This is a genomic window from Streptomyces sp. NPDC020845, assembly GCF_044334165.1.
In the GTDB taxonomy this organism is placed as follows: Bacteria; Actinomycetota; Actinomycetes; order Streptomycetales; family Streptomycetaceae; genus Streptomyces.
The window spans coordinates 291,113-306,737 of sequence record NZ_JBIRSJ010000008.1 but is presented as its reverse complement, the minus strand read 5'-3'; the positions used below and the strand labels follow the sequence as shown (position 1 = coordinate 306,737).

Sequence of the window (15,625 nt, the reverse complement as noted above, 5' to 3'; positions counted from 1 at the left end):
ATGAGGATCTTCTCCAGCGCCCAGGCCTGCGGCTTCGGACCCATCTCCAAACTGACCGCCATATCGCCGCTGTTCCAGGGCGCCACGATCGACTTCACGGGTCGCGACGTCGCGCTGGACTTCGCGCGGCGCCACGTGCACCGCTTCACCAACATCAACGAGGGCGACACCCAGCGGTACGAGGACGTCGCGGCCGGCCTGGCCGAGGCCGACTTCGTGGTGAGCGTGATGGACGCGGAACTCGTGTTCTGGGCGGTCCGCGCCGACGTGCCGGTGCTGTTCTTCGACAGCCTGCTGAGCTTCTGGCTCACCGAGCGCAGCATCGAGGAACTGGCCGCCCGCGCTCAGCTCGTGCGCTGGTCCGACGACGAGACCGCGCGGTTCGTCTTCGACACGCTGACGCCGCACGAGCGCATCCTGCTGGCCCACCTGCTGGCCACCCGCTCGTACGCGCAGAACTTCCCCGGCGTCGCGGAGCGCATCGAGTCGCTGACCAAGGCGGGTGCGAGCCACATCGAACTGTGCGGCCCCATCGTGGACCGCGGCGCGCTGGAGGCCGCTCTCTCGGCCCCCGCGCCGGAACGCAACCCCGACCTCCTGATCAACCTGGGTGGTTTCCAGAACTTCTTCCTGGACTACGAGTCCCACAACGCCTATCTCGACCTGCTGCGCCGGTGGGTCGCCGAACTCGCGGCCGCGCAGCCGGAGCTGCGCCGCGTCCTGGTGTGCGGCGGCGCGTTCCGCGAGCCGGTGACCGAGACCCACGGCGGCGTCGAGATCGAGTACACGATGTTGCCGCACAAGGACTTCCTGCGGCACCTGGCCCACGCCCCGTTGTACGCGGTGCCGCCCAGCCTCACCTCGCTGCACGAGGCGGTCATCCTGCGCAAGCTCCCGCTGCTGCTGCCCGAACAGCACTACGGGCACGTCACCAACCTGCGGGCCCTGCGCGGTACCGCGATCGGTGACAACGCGGCCAGCCTCATCGACCTCGGCACCCGGTTCGAGGTACCGGAGGACGACCTGGAGGGCACGCGGGCGCTGGACCGGCTCACCCGCGAACTCCTCTCGGACGAGGCCGAGTACCGCTCCTTCGCCGACTACCTGAACAAACGGCTGGCCGACTACCGGCAGCTGACGGCCCAGGAGCGCGACGCCGCCGTCGACGAGCTCACAGGCCTGCTCGGCGGCCCCGCCCTGGCCGACCTGCTGGCCGACGTCGGTGGCCGCCTCACCCTCGCCGGGAGGACCTCGTGACCGCCGCCGACCTCGCGGAGCGCACCGTCGACACCGACGAGATCGCCCAGCTCATGCTGGCCGCTCACCGCGCACGCACCGGGCAGGGCGAGGTGTCCCCGGAGCGCGTGAGCACCAGCACCTGGACGCCGGCCAGTGCCCGCAAGGTCCGCCGTCGCACCTTCGTCCGCCTCGACGTCGACGACGAGCCCGTGGCGGTGGCCAAGATCCCGCTGTCCCAGAGCGATCCGAAGCTCGCGAAGGAGTTCGAGGTCCTCCGCTCGTTCCGCCCTCCGTCGCCACTGGGCTGCCCTGCTCCGCTCGACTCGCTGGGCGGCGGGTTCACCATGAGCTACCTGCCCGGCGTCGACCTGCCCACCGCCGTCACGGGCGCGGACACACCCGACGGCCTGTGGCAGGTGCTGCGCCCGGCCGTGGACCGCGTCGTCGAACTGCACCGCTCGGGTCCCGTCGTCACCAGCACGCCCGAGCTCGCGCTGGAGACGGCCGCCCACTACGTCCGTACGCCGGAGTTCGGCGTCCAGCACGCCGACGAGGCGCTGCGCACGGCACTGCTGGCGCCGACCCACGGCGACCTCGGCCCGTGGAACGTCCGCTGCGACCCGCGTGACGGCACCGCCAGGGTGCTGGACTTCGAGGACTACCGCGCCACCGGCATCGCCGCCATGGACGTCGTCAACCTGCTCGTCACGACGGCGCTCGCGGTCTTCCCCGACTACCAGGAGCGCGGCTTCGACTGGCTCTACGACCAGGTCTTCGCCGGCGAGCACTGGTTCGGTTCCGTGCTGGCCCGCGGCCTCGACCACTACGGCACCCACACCGGTCAGCGGCCTGACCGCGTGCTCGACCTGCTGCCGTTCACCTGCCAGTGGCTGATCGAGCGCATCGAGGCCGAAGGCCGCGACACCAGCCGGCTCTTCTACCGCCCCTTCCTCGAGCGCTACCTCGAACGGCGCCCAACGGCCCACGGGAGCAACCATGTCTGACACCAACGCCACGCCAGTCCGGACCGACGCCGTGGTCATCGGCGGTGGGCCCGCGGGACTGTTCGCGGCCCTGACCCTGGTGCGGGCCGGCCGCCGCGTCGCCCTGCTGGAGGCCGGCGGCGACATGCGGGAGAGCCTGTGCTCCCGCCTGGTGGCCCGCATGGACGGGCGTTCCGTGCGGGACGCGGAGAAGTTCCGGCTGCAGTGCCCCCGCTGCACCTGCCTGACGGGGCTCGGCGGTGCCGCCTTCCACTTCGACACCAACCTCGGCTACATCTCCTCGCTCACCCGCTCCAAGATCGAGTCGGCGCCGGACGGCACCGTCCGCTCCTACAGCGGGCTGGAGCGCGCCCTCGGTTCGTTCGGCCGCGCCCAGGAGCTGATCTCCGAGGCGTACCGGATCTTCTACGAACTGGGGCTGCCGCCCGCCGAGCCCGCCGAAGCCGATCACGACGACGCCTTCGGCTCGATGTTCCAGCACGTCGACACCGCGTTCTCGCAGAGCGTCACCGTGGACGACTCCCTGGTCGTCATCGCCCGTCTCAAGGCCGAGCTGGAGGAGAACGGCGGCCGCGTGCTGCTGTACCACCGGGCCGAGGACGTCGAGCCGCTCACCGGCGGCGGGTTCGAGGTGCGCGCGGCGACTCCCGACGGGCCGGCCGTGTTCCACGCCGACGACGTCGTGGTGGGCGTGGGCAAGCTCGGCCTGCCGTGGGTGCGCGAGCTCATCGGCAGGATCGGCGTGCGCCACCGGCCCAGCAGGCGTGTCGATCTCGGCGTGCGTTTGGAGGCGCGGCGGGAGGACCTCGACCGGCTGCTGGACGGCTGCCACAACCCGAAGCTGTCCTTCCTCAACGAGGAGGGCCACTCCGTGCGGACGTTCTGCGTCTGCGGGGGTGGCCGGGTCATGCAGTACGGCTTCCTGGACGCCGTCGCCCTGGATGGGCAGCACTGCCTCAACCAGCCCACCAGCAAGTCCAACCTGGGTGTGCTCACCACGGTCGACCTGCCGGAGGGGATCGACGGCACCGAGCACGCCGCCGCGTTCGCGGCCAGGGTCGCGGCCTACGGCGGAGGGCTCCCGGTCGTGTCCACTGTGGACGAACTGGCGGGGCGGCCCGCCCCGGAGGGCCCGCTGACCACCAGCCTGATCAACTACCACCACGGCGACCTGCGCGAGTGCCTTCCCGCGTCGCTGGTCCGCGACGTGCTGGCGATGGCCGACCGGCTCAACGCCCTGCACCCCGGACTCGTGCCCGGCACGGCCACCGTCGCCGCCCCCGTCGTCGAGCGGCTCTTCCCCGACCTCGACCTCTCCGACGACCTGGAGTCGTCGATCCCGGGCCTGTACTTCGTCGGCGACAGCTCCTCGAAGATCATCGGCATCACCTACGGCGCCGCGACCGGCATGGCGGCGGCCCGGTCCGTGCTGCGCCGCCGGGCCGGCCTGGCGACCGTGGCGGGCGGGGGCCGGTGATGATCAACCTCCCGCAGCGCATCCCCGATCGCGGCGAGCCGAGGCTCCGGCACGCCACCGCACCGTTGACCGCGCCGGCGGCCGCCCGGCTGAGGGGGCCCGACGCCTCGGTGCGACTGGCCGCCCTGAGCCGGCTGCTGCTGCACCGCTACGACGCGGGCTGGACCGTCGTCGGAGTCTCCGACGACGGCCACGCCCTCGTGCACCACGACAGCGATGCCGACCAGGAGACCACCCCGCTGGGCGCGCTCGCCGGTGCCGTCCGGCCGCGGTCCGCCGCGCTGCCGGCCGACGGAGAGCCCTACGCCGCCGTGCTCTCTGCCCGCGTCGAGGAGCCGTCGGCCGTGCTCGGCCGGCCCGCGTGGACGCTCTCCGTCGACGGCGACGCACTGGACCTGCTGCACGACACCACCGTGCTCGACGCCGGCAGCGCGGACCGGGTCGCGGAACACCTGGCGCTGCTCGCCCACGAGATCGCCGAGCACCCGGACAAGGCCGCCGGTGACGTCGAACTGCTGCTGCCGGAGGAGCGCACGCTCCTGCTGAAGGCCTGGAACGCCCCGCACACACCGCACGCCGACGTCACCCTGCACCAGCTCTTCCGCGAGCAGAGCGCCCGCACCCCCGAGGCGGTGGCCCTGCGGCACGGCGACACCGACATCACGTACGGACAGCTGGACGCCGCCTCCGACCGGTTCGCCCACGCCCTGCTCCCGCACATCGGTGTCCCCGGTGACCTCGTGGTGCTGACCGGCGAGCGGGACATCGACCTGTTCACCGCGATCCTGGGCATCTGGAAGGCGGGCGGTGGCTTCGTCTACCTCGACCCGGCCCTGCCAGGGCCGCGGGCCGCGGACGTCCTCGGTCTCGCCGACCCGGTGGCCGTGCTCACCACGTCGAGCGGGCACACCGCCGTCGGCGACCGGGCGCTGAAGGTCGACGCCCTGCTCGCCCTCGACCAGCCGACCGGACCGCCGCCGGACGTGGCACGGCCCGACACCACGGCCTACGTCCTGTTCACCTCTGGCAGCAGCGGCGCGCCCAAGGGAGTGGTGCGCCCGCACCGCATGCACACCTCCCGCATCCGGCTGGAACAGGGCATCTACGCCCTCGGGCCGGCGGACCGGCACCTGCTCAAGTCGCCCATCAGCTTCCGGGAGTTCGTCTGGCCGCTGGCCGGTGGCGGCACCGCGGTGCTGGCCGAGCCCGGCCGTGACCGGGATGACCGCTACCTCGCCCAGCTCATCCACGACGAGCGCGTCACCACCGTCAGCTTCGTGCCGTCGATGCTGCGGCTGCTGCTGACCCAGCCCGCGTTCCGCACGGCGCCCGCGTTGCGGCACGTGTTCGTCGGGGGCGAGGCGCTGAGCCAGGACCTGGAGGACGAACTGCGCTCGCTGGGCTTCGAGGTCCACAACACCTACACCCTGAGCGAGGCGGACTACGTCTGCCACCGCACCGCGGCCCCGGCCTCGCCCAGGACCGGCGGCCCCGGCACCAACGTCGGCGTCCCGCTCGACATGCGCGTGTACCTGTGCGACCCGGCGGGCCGCCTGGTGCCGCCCGGCATCCCCGGCGAGATCCACACCGGCGGGCCAGGGCTGTCCGACGGCTACCTCGGGCGGCCCGACCTGACCGCCGAGCGGTTCCTGCCCAACCGGCACGACCCCGGCCACCCGCCAGTCGTGTTCCGGACCGGGGACATCGCCCGGTACCTGCCCGGTGGCGAGATGGAGTACCTCGGCCGGGCCGACGACCAGGTCAAGGTGCGTGGGCAGCGCGTGGAGCCGGCGGAGGTCGAGACCGTGCTGCGGGGCCATCCGGGTGTGGCCAACGCCGCCGTGGTCAGCGCACCGGATCCCGACCAGGGCGCGGTTCTCGTCGCCTACGTCGTGCCCGAGGGAGAGGAGGTGCCCGTCCAGCGGCTGCGCGAGTACCTGGCCGAGCGGTTGCCGGACTTCATGGTGCCGGCGCGGCTCGCCTCGGTGCCCGCTCTGCCGCTGCTGGGCAGCGGCAAGGTCGACCGCAAGGCGCTGCGGGTCGTGTCCCGCGGCCGCCCTGAGATCGACGTTCCGTACGTCGAACCGGCCACTCCCGGGCAGCGCAGGGCCACCGAGCTCGTGGCCCGCGTCCTGGGACTGGACGAGGTCGGCGTCGACGACGACTTCTTCGCTCTCGGCGGCGACTCGCTGCGCCTGATGTTGCTGCGGGGCGCGCTGGAGGCCGCGGCCGGCAGGCAGTTGGCGCTGTCCGAGGTGTTCGCCGCCGGCACCCCGCGCGGCTGCGCCCGCCTGCTGGACATCGAGGAGCCCACCCGCACGCCCGCCCGGCGGCCGTCCGACCGCCGCCGGCGCGTCCGCTCGCGGACCGCCACCCACGTCGAAGGAGGTGACCCGAGGTGAACGAGCTCAACCACGACGACGCCGTCGCCGTCGTCGGCCTGTCCGTGCGGCTGCCCGGCTGCGACAGCGTGGAACGGTACTGGTCGATCCTCGACGCCGGCGAGGACAGCATCACCCGGCGGGAGGCCGCCGCGGGTGCCACGTTCGTGCCGGCCTACGGATCCGTGCCGAGCCCCGGTCACTTCGACCCCGGCCGCTTCGGGATCGCCCCGTCCGAGGCCCTGCTGACCGACCCGCAGCAACGACTCCTGCTGGAGGCGGCGGACGAGGCGCTGACCACGGCCAACGTCGACCGGGCCCGCACGATGGCCGTCAGCGTCTACGCCGGGGTCGGTCACAGCGACTACGAGCGGTGGGTCGGCAGCGCGCTGGCCGGCCGCCCCGGCGTCGACGCCCAGTCCCTGGAGGTGACCAACCGCGGCGACTACGCCGCCACCCGGATCGCCTACCGGCTCGGCCTCCAGGGCGCCGCCGTCACCGTGCAGTCCGCCTGCTCCACCGCGCTGACCGCCGTCCACCTGGCCGTGCAGGACCTGCTCGGTCACGGCAGCGACCTGGCCGTGGCCGCCGTGTCGTCGGTCCGCGTCCCCGCCCCCGGCGGCTACGACGCCCCGCTCGGAGGCATCGGCTCCCCGGACGGCGTGTGCCGCCCGTTCGACGCGGCGGCCGGCGGGTCCGTCCCCGGTGACGGTGCCGGAGCGGTCGTCTTCAAGCGGCTGGCCGACGCGCTGCGCGACGGCGACGAGATCTGGGCGGTGGTGCGCGGCACCGCCATGAACAACGACGGCTCCGGCAAGTCGGGTTTCGCGGGCGTCGACGCCGCCGCCCAGGTCGAGGTGGTCCGGGCCGCGCTGGACGTGGCCGGGCTCGACCCGGAGGACATCGACTACGTGGAGGCGCACGGCAGCGGAACCCGCATCGGCGACTCCACCGAGTGGTCGGCGCTGGCCGAGGTGTTCGCCGGCGTCGGCCACCCCGTCCACGTCGGGGCGGCCAAGGGCGGCCTCGGGCACCTGAGGGAAGCGGCCGGCCTGGCCGGCTTCGCCAAGGCGGTGCTGTCCCTGCGCCACCGGCGTCTCGTCGCCACGCCGCACTTCGAGCGGCTGCCGTCCGACCTGGCCGCCCGGTCCGGCCCGCTGCGGCCGCTGGGCGAGGCCCTGGACTGGCCCGCCGTGCCCGGTCGGCTCCGGCGGGCCGGGGTGAGCGCCTTCGGCCTGGGCGGCACGAACTGTCACGTCGTCCTGGAGGAGGCGCCCGTCGCATCGGCGACGCCGTCGTCCGACGACGCCGAGTTGCTGCTGCTGTCGAGCCACCACCCGGACGCCCTGAACGCCGACCTGGCCGCCCTGCGCGACCACCTGGCCGAGAGCCCTTCGCGTGTCGCGGACGCGGCCTGGACGACCCAGACCGCCCGCCACCGGCACCCGCACCGCGCCTACGCGGTGGTCCGTTCGCAGGCAGAGGTGGCCGACGCCTTCGCGGCCGACCGGCTGCGGATCCAGCGCGGCCACACCACGACCGACGCCCCCGAGGTCGTGTTCGTGCTGCCGGGCATCGGCAGCCACTACCCGGGAATGGGCTCCGAACTGGCCCGCACGGACCCTCTGTTCGCCCGCAACCTCCGGGCCGTCGTGGCTGTGGCGGACACGCTGACCGACGGTGCCGTCGGCCGGTCGTTCGCCACCGAGCCGACCCGCCCGGAGCGTGGGGGCGACCGCGTGGACCTGCGCGCCCTGCTGCGCCGCAAAGACGCACCCCCGGTCCCCCGTGAACTGCGTGAGGTGCACCTGTCGCTGTTCTGCATGGAACACGCCATGGCCCGCACGCTGATGGACCTCGGTGTGCGCCCGGCCGCGTTGCTGGGCCACAGCCTGGGGGAGTGGGTGGCGGCCGTGCTGGCCGGCGTCATCGGACCCGAAGACGCCATGGCCGCCATCGCCCGTCGGGCCGACCTGGTCAAGACGGCCGGGCCCGGAGCCATGCTCAGCGTGCTCGCCGCCGCCGAGGAGGTGGAGAAGCACGCCGTCGAGGACACCTGGATCGCGGCCGAGAACGGGCCGGGCCACTGCGTGTTCTCCGGCCGCCCGGAGGCGGTGTCGGCGCTGGCGGACCGGCTGCGCGCCGAGGGGTTCAGCACGCTGCCCGTGGACGCCGCGCACCCGTTCCACACCCCGCAGCTCGCCGGTGCCGCCGCGAAGCTCGGCGAGGACCTGCGCCACGTGGACCTGAAGCCTGCCCGGATCCCCATCGCCTCGAGCGTGCTCGGCGGGTGGCTGGACGGGACGACGCCCGAGCCGGACTACTGGCGCGACCACATGGTCAGCCGGGTGCGCTTCCGCACGGCGACCGAGCTCGTCCTGGCCCGCCACCGCGTCCTGGTCGAGGTGGGTCCCGGCACCGCCCGTCCCTGGATCGCCCAGGTCGACCCGGACGCCGTATGCGTGCGCACCGTGCGGCAGTCCTACGAGAACGCCGGTGACCGGCAGATCCTGTTGGAGGCGTTGGGCGAACTGTGGACCCACGGCGTCGAGGCCGACTGGCCGCGCCTGCATCAGGGCCCGCGGCGCCGGACCACCCTGCCCCCGCGCGCCCTGCTGCGCCGCCGGTACCTGCCCGACACCGAGCCGCCTGCCGACCCCTGGTCGGCGCCGGTCGCGGCGCGGCACACCGAGACGGTGCCCGAGACGCCCGCACCGCCGCAGCCGGGCGAGGCACCCGGCTCCGCGGTCGGGCAGTTCCTGGCCCACCGCTTCCGCATCCTGCTCGGCCTGCGCGAAGTGCACCCCGACGACCACTTCTTCCACCTCGGTGGCGACTCCCTGATGGGTGTGCACCTGATCGCGGGCCTCAAGGAGCTCACCGGACGGGCAGTGCCCTCCTCCGTCGTCTTCGCCTCCGCGACCCTCGGCGGCATGACGCGCGAGGTGGAGGCCTGGCTCACCGCCACCGAGTACGAACCGGAGCCCATCGACCACGGGAGCCCAGCGTCATGAGCACATCCACGCTCGGAGTGATCGGAGCCGGCGTCATCGGCTCCAGCGTCGCGCACGCCGCCGCCGCGGCGGGCTACGCCGTCACCCTCGTCGACACCGACCCCGCAGCCCTGGACACGGCCCGCGCGGCCGTCCGGCGGCACGAGAGGCTGGCCGCGCTGCTCGGCGGCCGAGGACCGCGGCACCTGGACATCCGTCCCACCACCGACCTGGCCGACGTGGCCGACGCCGGGTTCGTGGTGGAGAACACCACCGAGTCGGAGCAGGGCAAGCGCGAGCTGTACCCGTTGCTGGACAAGGTGCTGGCGCCCGGCGTCACCATCGCCGCCAACACCTCCGCCGTCCCCATCGCGCGGCTGGCGGAGTGCCTGACCGACCCAGGACGCGTCGTCGGCGTGCACTTCATGAACCCGGTCGACCGCATCGACATGGTGGAGGTCGTGCGGGCTCCGTCCACTTCGGACACCGCACTGGCCGCGGTGGACGAACTGCTGGGCCGCATGGGCAAGAGGTCCGTCGTCGTCAACGACGCCCCCGGCTTCGTGATCAACCGCGTCCTGATGCCGGTGGTCAACCTCGCCGCCGCCGTCGTCGCGGACGGTGTCGCCACACCCAGCCAGGTCGACGAGCTGTTCAGGGGCTGCCTCGGCCACACCTCCGGGCCGCTGCGCACCGCCGACCTGATCGGCATCGACACGGTCGTGCGCACTCTCGAGGTCCTGCACGAGCACTACGGGACCGACGAGTTCGTCACCCACCCGCACCTGCGCCGGATGGTCGACGAGGGCCGGACCGGGGCCAAGAGCGGCCGCGGCTTCTACTCCTACGACGGGAACTGAACGATGACTGCTCAGAGCACGCCCACGACCGACGAGGTCACCGCCGTGGTGCGGGGGTTCATCACCCGGCTCAGCGGCCGTCCCGGCATCGAGGACGACCGGCCGCTCATCTCCGGCGGCGTGCTGGACTCGATCGCCGCTGTCCAGATGGTCGACTTCGTCGAGCGCACCTTCCACGTCGAGGTGACCGACGAGGACCTGGAACTGGTCAACTTCGACTCCGTGCGGGGACTGGCCGCCCTGGTCGCCCGCAGGGTGGCGGCGTGAGCACCACAGCGCCGGAACCGGTCCTCGACGTGCTGCGGGGCGAGCAGTTCGCCGACCGCGCCACGGTGTGGGAGCGCGCGGGTGCCGTCCCCCGGGAGGACGTCGACCACCTGGCCGGCCTCGGACTGCTCGGCATCACCGTCGACACCGCGCACAACGGCAGCGATCTCCCGCTGGTGGACGTCGTCGACGTGCACAGGCTCGTGGCCGCCGCCTCGCCCAGCCTGCACAGCCTGCTCGTGGTCCACGCCATGGTCTGCCACGCCCTGCGCCGCTGGGCCGCCCCGGAGGTCCGCGACGCCGTCCTGCCCGAGCTGGCCACCGGCCGGGTCATCGCCGCCTTCGCCCTCACCGAGACCGAGGGCGGCGCCGATGCCGGGGCACTGGCCACCAGGATCGACCGCGACGGCGACACCCTGCGCGTCACCGGTGTGAAGCGCTGGCTGTCGTTCGGCCAGATCGCCGACGCCTACCTCGTCTTCGGTCTCACGGACGGCCTGGACAGCTGCGCGCTCGTGGACGCGGGCAGCGGTGTGCGGGTCGAGCCCGAACCCCGCACCGCGGGGCTGCGCGCCGCGCGGCTGGCCCGCGTCACCTTCGACGGGGCGACCGCCCCCGCCGTCCGAGCGGTGGGGCGACCGGGAACCGGCATCCCGTTCGTCGCGACGTCCTGCCTCACCCTGGGGCGGCTCTTCGTCGCCGCGGGGGCGGCGGGCATCGCACAGGCCGCGCTGGACCTGGCCGTCGGCCACGCCGCCACCCGCTCCACGGGTGACCGGCTGCTCGGGGACCACCAGCTCGTGCGCGGACTGCTCGCCGATGCCGCTCTCGCCACCGAGTCCGCGACCCATTACGTGCGGGCGGCGGCGCGGGAGGTCGAGGACCGCGCGCCGACGGCGGCGGTGACCGCCGCTCGCGCCAAGCTGCTGGCCTCCCGCGCGGCCGGCGGCGTGACCGCCACCGCCTCGCGCCTGCTGGGCGCCGAGGGACAGACCGAGGACCACGCCCTTGCCCGGCTGGTCGCCGCGGCCCGTGTGCACGAGGTGATCGAGGGCCCCACCGAGGTGCTCCAGGACGTCGTGGCCACCGCGCTGCTGCGCGATCCGGGCGCCGCGTGGAAAGGACGGCAGCGATGACCCCGGCCACCGCCGAGAAGACAGTCAAGTGCGTGGTCTGGGACCTGGACGACACCCTCTGGGACGGCACGCTCCTGGAGGGCGACGAACTCCACGTCCCCGACGCCAACCGCGAGCTCGTGCGCGTCCTCGACGAGCACGGCATCCTCCAGTCCGTCGCCAGCCGCAACGAGCCCGGCCCCGTCGACGACCGGCTCCGCGCCTTCGGGCTCGACGAGTACTTCCTGCACCCGCAGGTCGGCTGGTCGGCCAAGTCCGCGTCGCTGCGGACCCTGATCCAGGTGCTCAACATCGGTGCCGACAGCGTGCTGTTCGTCGACGACTCGGACTTCGAACGCGCCGAGGTGGCCAGGGAACTGCCCGAGGTCAGGTGCATGACCCGGCAGGAGCTGCACGAACTGGTCGCGGCCGGCCGGGTCCTGCCGCGGCACGTGACCGCCGACGCCGCCCGGCGCCGGGAGATGTACCAGGCCGAGGACCGCCGTCGCTCGCACCAGGAGACGTTCCAGGGGCCGAACGAGGAGTTCCTGGCCTCGCTGGACATGACGCTGCGGGTGCGCCACGCGACCACGGCCGACCTCGACCGCGCGGCGGAGCTGACCCAGCGCACCCACCAGCTCAACACCACCGGCATCACCTTCGACCAGGAGGAGCTCGCCGCCCTCGTGCGGGATCCCGGCCACCGGGTGCTCGTCGCCGAGCTCGACGACTGCTTCGGCACCTACGGCACCATCGGGCTGGCCGTGCTGTCCACCGGTCCTGAGTGGACGATCCGGCTGCTGCTCATGTCCTGCCGGGTCATGGGCCGCAACGTCGGCACCGCGCTCATCGCGGCGCTGGCCCGCACGGCCGCCGCGCACGGTGCCCGCACCGTCGCCCACTTCCGGCCCACGGACCGGAACCGGCAGATGCTCGTCACCTACCGCTTCGCGGGGTTCGTCGTCGAATCCCGCTCCGAGGACCACGTCGTCCTCACGCTGCCGGACGACCGGATCCCGGCTGTTCCCGGCTATGTCCGCCTTCTCACCGATAACACCACCGCCGCGGTCAGCGGCACGACTCAGGAGATCACCCGATGACGGCGTTCACGCAGAGCTGGACCGACACCTTTTCCACCGTCTACGCGAAGGAGTCGCTGGCCAAGCTCTCCTGGTTCAACGCGTCCCCCGGCCTCGAACTGATCAAGCGAGTGATCGACGGCACGCTCAAGCCGGGCCAGCGGCTGATCGATCTCGGCAGCGGCCCCGGCGTCGACGCCGTGTTCCTCTCCGTGCAGGGCCTGGACGTCACCGGCGTCGACCTGTCGCCGGACGCCGTCGCGAGGGCGAGCCGCTGGGCCGAACTGGCCGGTGCTGACGCCGAGTTCATCCAGGGCGACGTGCTCGACGTCCCGCTGCCGGACTCGTCGGCCGACGTCGTCACCGATTCCTTCGTGTTCCACAACATGCGCGACGAGGCCAGGGCGCGCTACGCCGACGAGGTGCACCGCCTGCTCAAGCCCGGCGGCCTGTTCCTGCTGAACTCGTTCTCGGACAAGATGGTTCCCGGCACCGGCCCGCGCCGCATCACGAGCGACGACATCCTCACCACGTTCACCGCCGACCGCTTCGAGTGCGTGGCGCTGTACGTCTACCGCAACGTTCCCACCCGCGCCAAGCCGGACCAGCTGCACTGGTTCGGCGAGTTCCGGGCCCGCTGATGCGGGTCGTCGTCACCGGGGGAGGCCGGGGGATCGGGCGAGCCGTCGCTCTCGGCTTCGCCGCCCGCGGCGCGCGGGTCGCGGTGCTGGCCCGCACCGAGTCCCAGGTGAAGTCGGTGGCCGGCGAGATCGAGGAGCTCGGGACCGAGAGCGTGGCCGTGGCCGTCGACGTGGCGGACGAGGCGGCGATGGGCGAGGCGGCCGAGCAAGTGGTCGACCGGTTCGGCGGCTTGGACGTCCTCGTCAACGCCGCCGGCGTCTTCGACCTCGGCCCCACGATCGGTTTCCCGGTCGACTCCGCCCGGACCCTGTTGGACACCAACGTTGTGGGCACCTTCCTGGCCTGCAAGATCTTCGGCCGGCACCTGCTCGAGCAGGGTCACGGCAAGGTCGTCAACTTCTGCTCGCTGTTGTCCTACACCGCTTTTCCGGAACGGGCGCTTTACGCGGCGAGCAAGGGCGGCGTGCTCCAGCTGACCCGCAGCCTCGGGGTGGAGTGGGCGCCGCACAACGTCAACGTCAACGCGGTCGCCCCCGGCATGATCCGCATCGAGACCCCGCACCCGGCCGCGCTCGACGAGGACGCCATCGTCGGGCGCATCCCCTCCCGCCGGCGCGGCCGACCGGCCGACATCGTCGGACCTGTCCTGTTCCTGGCCTCCCCGGAGGCCGACTACATCAACGGCCAGACCCTGGTCGTCGACGGAGGCTGGCTCAGCTATGGATACCTCTGAAAGCTCCCTGTCGCTCGGGGTCTTCTGCGGCTTCTCACCGGGACCGTCGGCCCGCTACGCCGAGGTCGCCACCGCGCTCGGCGCCGGCCTGGCCGCCCGCGGTCACCGGCTGGTCTACGGTGCGGGCGGCGTCGGGCTGATGGGCGCGGTGGCACGCGGCGCCTCCGGAGGAGGTGCGCCGATCCTCGGCGTCATCCCGGAGTTCCTGCGGGCCAAGGAGATGGGCGACGACCTGCCACCCCAGGAGATCGTGCTCACGGGCGACCTCCTGGAACGCAAGCGCGTCATGATCGACCGCTCGGACGCCTTCATCGCGCTGCCCGGCGGCTACGGCACGCTCGACGAGGTGCTGGAGGTGGTGTCCATGGCCGCGCTCGGGCAGGACGTCGGTCCCATCGTGCTCCTCGACGTGGACGACGACTGGCGGTCCCTGCTCGATTACGTGGACGGGTTGGAGCGACGGGGTTTCGTGCGCGACGCGGGCATCCTGCGCGTGGCCGCGACCCCGGAGCAGGCTCTCGACATGGTCGCACCGGCCGGTGCCCTCGCGGGGGCGGGAGCTCCGCTGGGCGGGCAGGCGGCTCCGTGACCTTCGCGGCGCCCCGAGCACCCCTGCCCGGTTACGGGGCTTTCCTGACCGGCTGGGGAGCCACCACGTTCGGCAGCGGCCTGATGCTCCCGATCACGGTGACCTACCTGCGGGAGGTCCTGCGGTTGCCGCTGTCGGGCGTCTCGCTCTACTTCGCCCTGTACGCGTTGTCGGGCCTGGTGGTGAACCCGCTGGCCATCCGGATCGGCCGGGCGCACGGGCCGGGTACCTCGGTGGCGGCGGCCGCGGTCCTCCAGGCCTCGGGCTGGGGCCTGTTCACCATGGCGGACTCGATGCCGCTCGTCGTGGTGGCCGCCGCGCTGTCCGGCGCGGGAACGGGCATGTACTACGCGGTGCAGACCCCGTTGCTCACCCGCGTCTTCGGCGACGGCGCGCTCAGCAGAGTCCTTTCCGGACAGAACCGGACCACGGCGCTGACGATGACCGTGGGCACCCTGCTGGGCGGCCAGGCCGTCCACCGCTTCGGCGCCGACGGCTACACCGCCTGCCTGACCGCCAACGCCCTGAGCTACCTGGTCCACGGCGCGATCCTGGTCAGCCTGGTGCCCAAGTACGGAGGGGCGCCCGCGATCCGGCCGCAAGGCGCCGGCGCGCCACGGCGGGTGCGCGGCAGGGCCCTGCGCGATCCGGTGTTCCTGTGCCTGCTCGTGTTCCAGTTCTCCCTCGTGATCTTCGGCCTCGGCCAGTTCGACTCGGTCGTGCCGGCGATCCTCGGCAACGCCCAGCTGTCGGTGACGGCGATCAGCGTCGTCATGGCCTGCAACACCGGCGGCGTCATCGTTCTGCAGGGACGGGCCCTGCGCGTGGTCGAGCGGATCGGCTACGTCGGAGCGCTGGTCGCCGCGATCGCGTCGTGGACGGCCGCGCTGGCCGTGCTCGGCTGCGCCCTGCTGACGTCCGGCACGCTGCCGAAAGTGGTGCTGGGAGCCGTGTTCGGCGTCCTGTTCGCCGCGGGCGAGTGCCTGATCGCCCCCAGCGTCCAGCCGCTCGTCACCAGAACGGCACCGCCGGACTCGCTGGAGTCCTACGCCGCGGCCACGTCCCTGGCGCACGGCCTCGGCGCGTTCCTGGCCCCGCTGGTCCTCCTGCCGGTCCTCGAGATAGCCGGCACCGGGGCGTACTTCGTGCTCCAACTCGGCGGTTTCGGCCTGGCCCTGTACGCCCTGCTCTCCTTCCGGCGCCGCACGGCGCGCCGCCGGGAACCCACCCCTGCTTCCCTCTGAGG

13 protein-coding genes are annotated in these 15,625 nt (G+C 73.0%); all 13 read left to right on the top strand.

Annotation, left to right across the window (positions count from 1 at the left end; translation table 11 throughout):
- From ACH4U7_RS22385 to ACH4U7_RS22325, 13 genes are read left to right on the top strand one after another with little or no spacing between them, the layout of a single operon-like run.
- Positions 1-1,257 carry a hypothetical protein gene (locus ACH4U7_RS22385; RefSeq protein WP_398529615.1) on the top strand — a complete coding sequence of 419 codons (1,257 nt, stop codon included), beginning with the start codon at positions 1-3 and terminating at the stop codon, positions 1,255-1,257.
- The gene (locus tag ACH4U7_RS22380) at positions 1,254-2,243 is read left to right on the top strand and encodes a phosphotransferase (protein WP_398529614.1); all 990 of its coding nucleotides are present in this window, start codon (positions 1,254-1,256) and stop codon (positions 2,241-2,243) included. Before ACH4U7_RS22385 ends, ACH4U7_RS22380 begins: the two co-directional genes overlap by 4 nt.
- Positions 2,236-3,720 carry an FAD-binding protein gene (locus ACH4U7_RS22375; RefSeq protein WP_398529613.1) on the top strand — a complete coding sequence of 495 codons (1,485 nt, stop codon included), beginning with the start codon at positions 2,236-2,238 and terminating at the stop codon, positions 3,718-3,720. Before ACH4U7_RS22380 ends, ACH4U7_RS22375 begins: the two co-directional genes overlap by 8 nt.
- Positions 3,720-6,122, top strand: a complete 2,403-nt coding sequence (locus ACH4U7_RS22370; protein WP_398529612.1) for an amino acid adenylation domain-containing protein — start codon at positions 3,720-3,722, stop codon at positions 6,120-6,122. The genes ACH4U7_RS22375 and ACH4U7_RS22370 overlap by 1 nt, the downstream gene beginning before the upstream one ends.
- Positions 6,119-9,115: a type I polyketide synthase gene (locus ACH4U7_RS22365; RefSeq protein ID WP_398529611.1), complete on the top strand. Its 2,997-nt coding sequence runs from the start codon at positions 6,119-6,121 to the stop codon at positions 9,113-9,115. The genes ACH4U7_RS22370 and ACH4U7_RS22365 overlap by 4 nt, the downstream gene beginning before the upstream one ends.
- Positions 9,112-9,954 (top strand): 3-hydroxyacyl-CoA dehydrogenase family protein, encoded by an 843-nt coding sequence (locus ACH4U7_RS22360; protein WP_398529610.1) that lies wholly within the window; start codon positions 9,112-9,114, stop codon positions 9,952-9,954. The genes ACH4U7_RS22365 and ACH4U7_RS22360 overlap by 4 nt, the downstream gene beginning before the upstream one ends.
- 3 nt (positions 9,955-9,957) lie before the next feature.
- Positions 9,958-10,221: an acyl carrier protein gene (locus tag ACH4U7_RS22355; protein ID WP_398529609.1), complete on the top strand. Its 264-nt coding sequence runs from the start codon at positions 9,958-9,960 to the stop codon at positions 10,219-10,221.
- Complete coding sequence (locus ACH4U7_RS22350; RefSeq protein ID WP_398529608.1) at positions 10,218-11,357, top strand: acyl-CoA dehydrogenase family protein; 1,140 nt, start codon at positions 10,218-10,220, stop codon at positions 11,355-11,357. Before ACH4U7_RS22355 ends, ACH4U7_RS22350 begins: the two co-directional genes overlap by 4 nt.
- Entirely contained in the window at positions 11,354-12,436 is a 1,083-nt protein-coding gene (locus ACH4U7_RS22345) for an HAD-IIIC family phosphatase (RefSeq protein WP_398529607.1), read from the top strand. The genes ACH4U7_RS22350 and ACH4U7_RS22345 overlap by 4 nt, the downstream gene beginning before the upstream one ends.
- The gene (locus tag ACH4U7_RS22340) at positions 12,433-13,056 is read left to right on the top strand and encodes a class I SAM-dependent methyltransferase (protein ID WP_398529606.1); all 624 of its coding nucleotides are present in this window, start codon (positions 12,433-12,435) and stop codon (positions 13,054-13,056) included. The genes ACH4U7_RS22345 and ACH4U7_RS22340 overlap by 4 nt, the downstream gene beginning before the upstream one ends.
- Positions 13,056-13,790 carry an SDR family NAD(P)-dependent oxidoreductase gene (locus tag ACH4U7_RS22335; protein ID WP_398529605.1) on the top strand — a complete coding sequence of 245 codons (735 nt, stop codon included), beginning with the start codon at positions 13,056-13,058 and terminating at the stop codon, positions 13,788-13,790. The genes ACH4U7_RS22340 and ACH4U7_RS22335 overlap by 1 nt, the downstream gene beginning before the upstream one ends.
- Entirely contained in the window at positions 13,777-14,379 is a 603-nt protein-coding gene (locus tag ACH4U7_RS22330; RefSeq protein WP_385612681.1) for a TIGR00730 family Rossman fold protein, read from the top strand. The genes ACH4U7_RS22335 and ACH4U7_RS22330 overlap by 14 nt, the downstream gene beginning before the upstream one ends.
- Positions 14,376-15,623 carry an MFS transporter gene (locus ACH4U7_RS22325; RefSeq protein ID WP_398529604.1) on the top strand — a complete coding sequence of 416 codons (1,248 nt, stop codon included), beginning with the start codon at positions 14,376-14,378 and terminating at the stop codon, positions 15,621-15,623. The genes ACH4U7_RS22330 and ACH4U7_RS22325 overlap by 4 nt, the downstream gene beginning before the upstream one ends.
- Positions 15,624-15,625: the final 2 nt, after the last annotated feature.

What these genes read in the sequence shown, in the direction of transcription:
- ACH4U7_RS22385 (WP_398529615.1), top strand. Translation starts at nt 1, where the DNA reads ATGAGGATCTTCTCCAGCGCCCAGGCCTGCGGCTTCGGACCCATCTCC.
- ACH4U7_RS22375 (WP_398529613.1), top strand. Translation starts at nt 2,236, where the DNA reads ATGTCTGACACCAACGCCACGCCAGTCCGGACCGACGCCGTGGTCATC.
- ACH4U7_RS22370 (WP_398529612.1), top strand. Translation starts at nt 3,720, where the DNA reads ATGATCAACCTCCCGCAGCGCATCCCCGATCGCGGCGAGCCGAGGCTC.
- ACH4U7_RS22360 (WP_398529610.1), top strand. Translation starts at nt 9,112, where the DNA reads ATGAGCACATCCACGCTCGGAGTGATCGGAGCCGGCGTCATCGGCTCC.
- ACH4U7_RS22355 (WP_398529609.1), top strand. Translation starts at nt 9,958, where the DNA reads ATGACTGCTCAGAGCACGCCCACGACCGACGAGGTCACCGCCGTGGTG.
- ACH4U7_RS22345 (WP_398529607.1), top strand. Translation starts at nt 11,354, where the DNA reads ATGACCCCGGCCACCGCCGAGAAGACAGTCAAGTGCGTGGTCTGGGAC.
- ACH4U7_RS22340 (WP_398529606.1), top strand. Translation starts at nt 12,433, where the DNA reads ATGACGGCGTTCACGCAGAGCTGGACCGACACCTTTTCCACCGTCTAC.
- ACH4U7_RS22335 (WP_398529605.1), top strand. Translation starts at nt 13,056, where the DNA reads ATGCGGGTCGTCGTCACCGGGGGAGGCCGGGGGATCGGGCGAGCCGTC.
- ACH4U7_RS22330 (WP_385612681.1), top strand. Translation starts at nt 13,777, where the DNA reads ATGGATACCTCTGAAAGCTCCCTGTCGCTCGGGGTCTTCTGCGGCTTC.